Genomic DNA, 6,189 nt, shown 5'->3' on the forward strand with positions numbered 1-6,189 from the left:
TTTTACTTTAAATAGAAATTAAATTGTACAGCTTGTTTAACAATTTTAAACACATACATATAATAAAACATTTTTATGTTAAAACCGATGTATGCGATTTATATTTGCATTTTGAGGAGGAAATACCGAGTGAAAGAATTCAAAAATCAATATAAAGCGCTAATTGACGAAAGTTTACATGCAGTTAATGAAACAGATTTATTAAAAAAGTGCGAGAGCTTTACAGAAGAAGTAAAAAGAAAAGATTTACTGCCAGAAGATATTGTTGAAATTCATAAGAATTATGTCAAAGCGTTAGATTTAAATGATGAACAAATTTCTAAAACCTTTAATATACTTAAAGAAGTAGTCAAAGGGTTTGGATATAATTATAGGGACTATCAGCGACTTGTAGATCGATTGCAATATCATGATAAAGAGATTGACTTAGCATCTCGTTTACAGCAAACTATGCTTAAGACAGACATTCCTCAATTTGACAGTATACAAATCGGTGTAATCTCAGTAGCAGCACAAAAAGTAAGTGGTGATTATTTTAATTTAATAGATCATAGAGATGGCACGATGAGTTTCGCTGTTGCAGATGTCATAGGTAAAGGTATACCCGCTGCGTTAGCGATGAGTATGATTAAATTTGGAATGGATTCATATGGACATTCGCAATTACCAAGTGATGGACTTAAGCGGCTAAATCGTGTAGTTGAAAAAAACGTAAACCAAAATATGTTTGTGACGATGTTTTATGGTTTATATGAAGAATTAAATCATCTCTTATATTGTAGTTCTGCTGGTCACGAACCTGGTTATGTCTATAGAGCTGAAACTGAAGAATTTGAAGAAATCAGTGTTAGAGGACGTGTATTAGGTGTAAGCCAACAAACAAGATATAAACAACAAGAGATACCTATTTATTTAGATGATTTAGTTATCATATTTACGGATGGTGTCACTGAGGTTAGAAATGAAGCTGGTGATTTTTTAGATAAAAATTATCTTTTAAATATGATAAAAAAATATAAACATATGCACCCGCAAGACATCGTTCAACTTTTATATGAGGCGATTTTAAAAATCCAAAATCCAGATAGAAGAGACGATTTAACAATATTAATTATAAAAAGAGTCAATTAGATAAGATTAGCTTTTAAACTTAAAGGGTATAATGGTTATTAATGAAACTATGCTTAGGAGTGTAATTTATGAATCTGAATATTGAAACAGTAACACATGATACTCATTATGAGGTCAAAGTAGGTGGAGAATTAGATGTTTATACTGTTCCTGAATTGGAAGAAGTATTAGTACCGATGAGACAAGAAGGAACACATGATATATATGTTAATTTAGAAAATGTTAGTTATATGGATTCAACTGGTTTAGGACTATTTGTAGGAACGTTGAAAGCTTTAAACCAGAATGATAAAGAATTATATATTTTAGGTGCTTCAGATCGAATAAGTCGATTATTTGATATAACTGGGTTGAAAGATTTGATGCATGTTAATGAAGGAACGGAGGTCGAATAACATGCAACTTAAACAGGATTATATTGAAATGCGCTTACCAGCCTCAGCCGAATATGTAAGTTTAATACGTTTAACATTATCAGGGGTTTTTTCACGTGCTGGTGCCTCATATGATGATATAGAAGATGCAAAAATCGCAGTCAGTGAAGCAGTAACGAACGCAGTGAAACATGCATATAAAGATGACGCCACAGAGGTAGGCATGATTAACCTTTGTTTTGAAATTTTTGATGATAAAATTAAAATTGTAATTTCTGACCAAGGAGAAAGCTTTAATTACGAAGAAACGAAAGCAAAGCTAGGACCATATAAAGAAGATGAAAATATAGATTTTCTTAGAGAAGGAGGTCTTGGACTATTTTTAATCGAATCTTTAATGGATGAAGTTACAGTAGATAAAAATTCTGGTGTAACAATTAGCATGATTAAGTATATTAAAAAAGAGCAGGTGCGAAATAATGGCGAAAGAGTCGAAATCAGTTAATGACGTATCACCTGAACAAATAAACCAATGGATACTCGAGCATCAAAATAATGAAAACACCGATGCACAAGATAAACTTGTTAGACATTATAAAAAGTTAATCGAATCATTGGCCTATAAGTATTCAAAAGGCCAATCTCATCACGAAGATCTCGTTCAGGTTGGTATGGTTGGTTTAATTGGAGCGATTAACCGATTCGACCTATCTTTCGATAGAAAATTCGAAGCCTTTTTAGTACCAACTGTCATTGGTGAGATAAAGCGTTATTTACGTGATAAAACGTGGAGTGTACATGTTCCAAGACGCATTAAAGAGATTGGACCGCGTATCAAAAAAGTCACTGATGAATTAACTAATGAGTTAGAGCGTTCACCTTCTATTGCTGAAATAGCTAACCGGCTGGAAGTAAACGAGGAAGATGTGCTTGAAGCCATGGAAATGGGACAAAGTTATAATGCATTAAGCGTAGATCATTCTATTGAAGCGGATAAAGATGGCTCCACTGTTACATTATTAGATATTATGGGTCAGCAAGATGATAATTATGATTTAACAGAAAAACGAATGATTTTAGAGAAAATACTTCCTATTTTAACTGAACGTGAAAGAGAAATTATACAATGTACATTTATTGAAGGTTTAAGTCAAAAGGAAACAGGTGAACGAATAGGTTTAAGTCAAATGCATGTATCTCGTTTACAAAGAACAGCAATCAAGAAACTTCAAGAAGCAGCAAATAAATAAAATGCATGTTCGCAAAGCAGAATTCCAAACCCGGGATTCTGCTTTTATTAATGTTTGGTTGAGTATTATTAAAAGGCAAGGGGATAACGTTGTATGTTAGAATATAATAAAGCGTAAATCAATTTTTTATTTATGAGTGGAGGATACTATGGATAGTAATTTAATACAATCTATAAAAGAAAAATACAAATTTTCAAGCCAACAAATTCATGCAGTATTATCATTGCTTGAAGAAAAAAATACAGTACCGTTTATTGCTCGTTATCGTAAAGAGCAAACTGGTGGTTTAGATGAAGTAGAAATCAAACAAATTGATGATGAATATCAATACATGGTTAACCTACAAAAAAGAAAAGAAGAAGTCATACATAATATAGAAGAACAAGGTCTTTTAACTACAGAGTTAAAAAGCGATATTTTGAAACAAACCAAATTACAAAGAGTAGAAGATCTATACAGACCTTATAAACAAAAAAAGAAAACAAGAGCTACTGAAGCAAAAAGAAAAGGTTTAGAGCCGTTTGCACAATGGCTTAGAAAATCGAAATTGGATATGTCAGTTGAAGAAAAAGCAATGCAATTTTTAAATGAAGAAATAACAGATAAAGCACAAGCAATTAAAGGCGCACAAGATATAATAGCTGAATCAGTATCAGACGCTCCTAAGTATAGAACGAAAATTCTTAAAGATACGTTCCAACATGGTAAAATAGTAACTCAAAAGAAAAAGAATGCCGATGACGAGAAAGAAATTTTTTCTATGTATTACGATTATTCGGAACCAATCAAACAAATTGCCAACCATAGAGTTTTAGCGATAAATCGTGGTGAAAAAGAGAAAGTATTAACAGCAAAGATAGAGATGGACACACAAGGTATCGAGAATTTTATTCGTAAAAATGAAATAACATATCAACATGAAGGGTCAAATGTTGTAGGAGACGCGATAAAGGATAGTCTAAAACGATTAATCATGCCTTCGATAGAGAGGGAAATAAGAGGAGATTTAACAGAAAAAGCTGAAAACCATGCTATTGATGTATTTAGTGAAAACTTAAGAAACCTTTTATTACAACCGCCGATGAAAGGTAAACAAATATTGGGTGTCGACCCGGCGTTTAGAACAGGATGTAAATTAGCTGTAATCAATCCCTTTGGTACATTTATTGCAAAAGGGGTGATATACCCTCACCCACCAGTAAATAAAAAAGAAGAGGCAGAAAAAACGTTTGTTCAATTTGTAAACCATTATGATGTTGATTTAATTGCTATCGGTAATGGAACGGCAAGTAGAGAAACAGAACAATTCATAGCATCAATGATTCAAAAACACCAAATGAAAGCACAATTTATTATCGTAAATGAAGCTGGCGCATCAGTATATTCTGCTTCCGAGGTTGCTCGTTCAGAATTTCCAGATTTCCAAGTAGAAGAACGTAGTGCAGTATCTATTGGAAGAAGGGTGCAAGATCCATTAAGTGAGTTGGTGAAAATTGACCCGAAATCAATTGGCGTAGGCCAATATCAACATGACGTAAATCAAAAAGCATTGGAAGGTGCTTTAACTTTTGTTGTGGAAACAGCTGTTAACCAGGTAGGTGTTGATGTAAATACTGCGTCACGTTCACTTTTACAATATGTGTCAGGCTTATCGTCGACAATCGCACAGAATATTATTACTTATCGAGAAGAAAATGGTGCGATTAAACACAATAAAGATATTGCTAAAGTGAAACGATTAGGGGCTAAAACATTCGAACAAAGTATTGGTTTCTTAAGAATCATCAATGGTAGTGAACCGTTAGATAATACATCCATTCACCCTGAAAGTTATGATGCAACCTACCAATTATTAAAGGAAATAGGTTTCAAAGTTGAGGATCTAGGTAATGACGAATTGAAATCAGCTTTAAATCATATAAATTTATCGAGTATGGCAACAAAACTAAATATTGGGGAACCAACGCTTGAAGATATCATTAAATCATTAATTGCTCCAAATAGAGACCCGCGGAATGAATTCGACACCCCTATGTTAAAATCAGATGTATTATCAATTGAAGATTTGTCACCTAATATGAAATTGAGTGGTACTGTGAGAAATGTGGTTGATTTTGGAGCATTTGTCGATATTGGTGTTAAACAAGATGGATTAGTGCATATCTCAAAACTCTCTAAGAAATTTGTTAAAAACCCGATGGATATTGTGAGTGTAGGAGATATCGTTGATGTTTGGATTTTAGATATAGATGATAAAAAAGGTAAAGTTTCATTGACAATGATTGATCCATATGGATAATTTAAATTTACAACAAATGACCGAGTCTATTTCTAAATCTTATTTTAATAGACCTTTTAAACATAAAGCTTATTTCAACCCAAGACTTAGAACCACTGGTGGCCGTTATATATTAAATACGCATAATATAGAAGTTAATGTTAAACAGTATAATAAGTTTGGGGAAAAGGCTATTGAAGATATTATTAAACATGAATTATGTCATTACCATCTTCATCTACAAGGAAGAGGGTATAAACACAAAGATAAAGACTTTAAAATATTAAGCACACAAACTGGGGCGCCAAGATTTTGCTCCGCTATAGAAAATTACGAAGATCGAGTTAGATATACGTATGTATGTTCTAATTGTAACTTAAAATTTAATAGGATAAGAAAAGTTAATACTGAAAAAATGGTTTGTGGACAGTGTAAGGGGAAATTAGTAGAAATAAAATTCCGTTAATTACGCATTTCAAATGAAAAAAGAAAGCTGATTGTATTTCATGAATTCAGCTTTCTTTTTTCACTTTTCACTTAATTTTTAATAAAATTCAGAGCTTTACCTGAATACCAAAGTAATATTTATATGAAATTTGTGTATATATATAAATAAAAACTTTAAATGATTATTTTTACTCTTTTTTATTATGCGAACGCATTGACGATATGTAGTTTATATTATAAGATATAAAACGTTGCGAAAATCATACGTAAACAAATACTTCAGTTGTTAACTTTGTAAAAGAAATTTTAAAAAGTTATTGACAAAACATTTCAAACATATTACAATGAAATACGTTATCTTGATGAACTAAACATCGTAGTGTCAACCGAGCGGCCGTGGCGGAATGGCAGACGCGCTAGGTTGAGGGCCTAGTGGGATTTATCCCGTGGAGGTTCAAGTCCTCTCGGCCGCATCAAAATACATTATCTGATTCTAATAAAATAAGCGGGTGTAGTTTAATGGCAAAACCTCAGCCTTCCAAGCTGATGTTGTGGGTTCGATTCCCATCACCCGCTCCAATAGGAAATATTTAAAATGAACATTGAAAACTGACTTGCAATATGTCAACGTTAATTCCGAATTCAACATTAAATGTTGATTCAAAAACAACGTGTTATTGATAACACAAATTAGTATTTTATGAGCTAA

6 protein-coding genes and 2 tRNA genes are annotated in these 6,189 nt (G+C 32.4%); all 8 read left to right on the top strand.

From position 1 onward, the window contains the following. Positions 1 to 87 precede the first annotated feature (87 nt). The 8 genes from KA894_RS12525 (at position 88) to KA894_RS12560 (ending at position 6,059) form a co-directional block, all read left to right on the top strand. Positions 88 to 1,131 (top strand): SpoIIE family protein phosphatase, encoded by a 1,044-nt coding sequence (locus tag KA894_RS12525; protein ID WP_242692998.1) that lies wholly within the window; start codon positions 88 to 90, stop codon positions 1,129 to 1,131. Between the two features lie 68 nt (positions 1,132 to 1,199). Next, on the top strand, positions 1,200 to 1,526 hold the full coding sequence (locus KA894_RS12530; RefSeq protein WP_096808817.1) for an anti-sigma factor antagonist: 327 nt from the start codon (positions 1,200 to 1,202) through the stop codon (positions 1,524 to 1,526). Position 1,527: 1 nt separating this feature from the next. Further along, the gene (gene rsbW / locus KA894_RS12535; RefSeq protein ID WP_096808818.1) at positions 1,528 to 2,010 is read left to right on the top strand and encodes an anti-sigma B factor RsbW; all 483 of its coding nucleotides are present in this window, start codon (positions 1,528 to 1,530) and stop codon (positions 2,008 to 2,010) included. Then, entirely contained in the window at positions 1,985 to 2,755 is a 771-nt protein-coding gene (gene sigB, locus KA894_RS12540) for an RNA polymerase sigma factor SigB (protein WP_096808819.1), read from the top strand. The genes rsbW and sigB overlap by 26 nt, the downstream gene beginning before the upstream one ends. A gap of 148 nt (positions 2,756 to 2,903) precedes the next feature. Further along, the gene (locus KA894_RS12545) at positions 2,904 to 5,054 is read left to right on the top strand and encodes a Tex family protein (RefSeq protein ID WP_096808820.1); all 2,151 of its coding nucleotides are present in this window, start codon (positions 2,904 to 2,906) and stop codon (positions 5,052 to 5,054) included. Continuing rightward, the gene (locus tag KA894_RS12550) at positions 5,047 to 5,499 is read left to right on the top strand and encodes a SprT family protein (RefSeq protein ID WP_119488169.1); all 453 of its coding nucleotides are present in this window, start codon (positions 5,047 to 5,049) and stop codon (positions 5,497 to 5,499) included. The genes KA894_RS12545 and KA894_RS12550 overlap by 8 nt, the downstream gene beginning before the upstream one ends. Positions 5,500 to 5,870: 371 nt before the next feature. Further along, a tRNA-Leu gene (locus KA894_RS12555) sits at positions 5,871 to 5,953 on the top strand. Positions 5,954 to 5,985: 32 nt separating this feature from the next. After that, a tRNA-Gly gene (locus tag KA894_RS12560) sits at positions 5,986 to 6,059 on the top strand. Positions 6,060 to 6,189: the final 130 nt, after the last annotated feature.

The sequence above is a fragment of the Staphylococcus sp. GDY8P131P genome, from assembly GCF_017891975.1.
GTDB lineage: Bacteria > Bacillota > Bacilli > Staphylococcales > Staphylococcaceae > Staphylococcus > Staphylococcus nepalensis.

Bases quoted from the DNA above. Each gene is read 5' to 3' on its own strand.
- KA894_RS12550 (WP_119488169.1), top strand. From the start codon at position 5,047: ATGGATAATTTAAATTTACAACAAATGACCGAGTCTATTTCTAAATCT.
- rsbW (WP_096808818.1), top strand. From the start codon at position 1,528: ATGCAACTTAAACAGGATTATATTGAAATGCGCTTACCAGCCTCAGCC.
- KA894_RS12525 (WP_242692998.1), top strand. From the start codon at position 88: ATGTATGCGATTTATATTTGCATTTTGAGGAGGAAATACCGAGTGAAA.
- KA894_RS12545 (WP_096808820.1), top strand. From the start codon at position 2,904: ATGGATAGTAATTTAATACAATCTATAAAAGAAAAATACAAATTTTCA.
- KA894_RS12530 (WP_096808817.1), top strand. From the start codon at position 1,200: ATGAATCTGAATATTGAAACAGTAACACATGATACTCATTATGAGGTC.
- sigB (WP_096808819.1), top strand. From the start codon at position 1,985: ATGGCGAAAGAGTCGAAATCAGTTAATGACGTATCACCTGAACAAATA.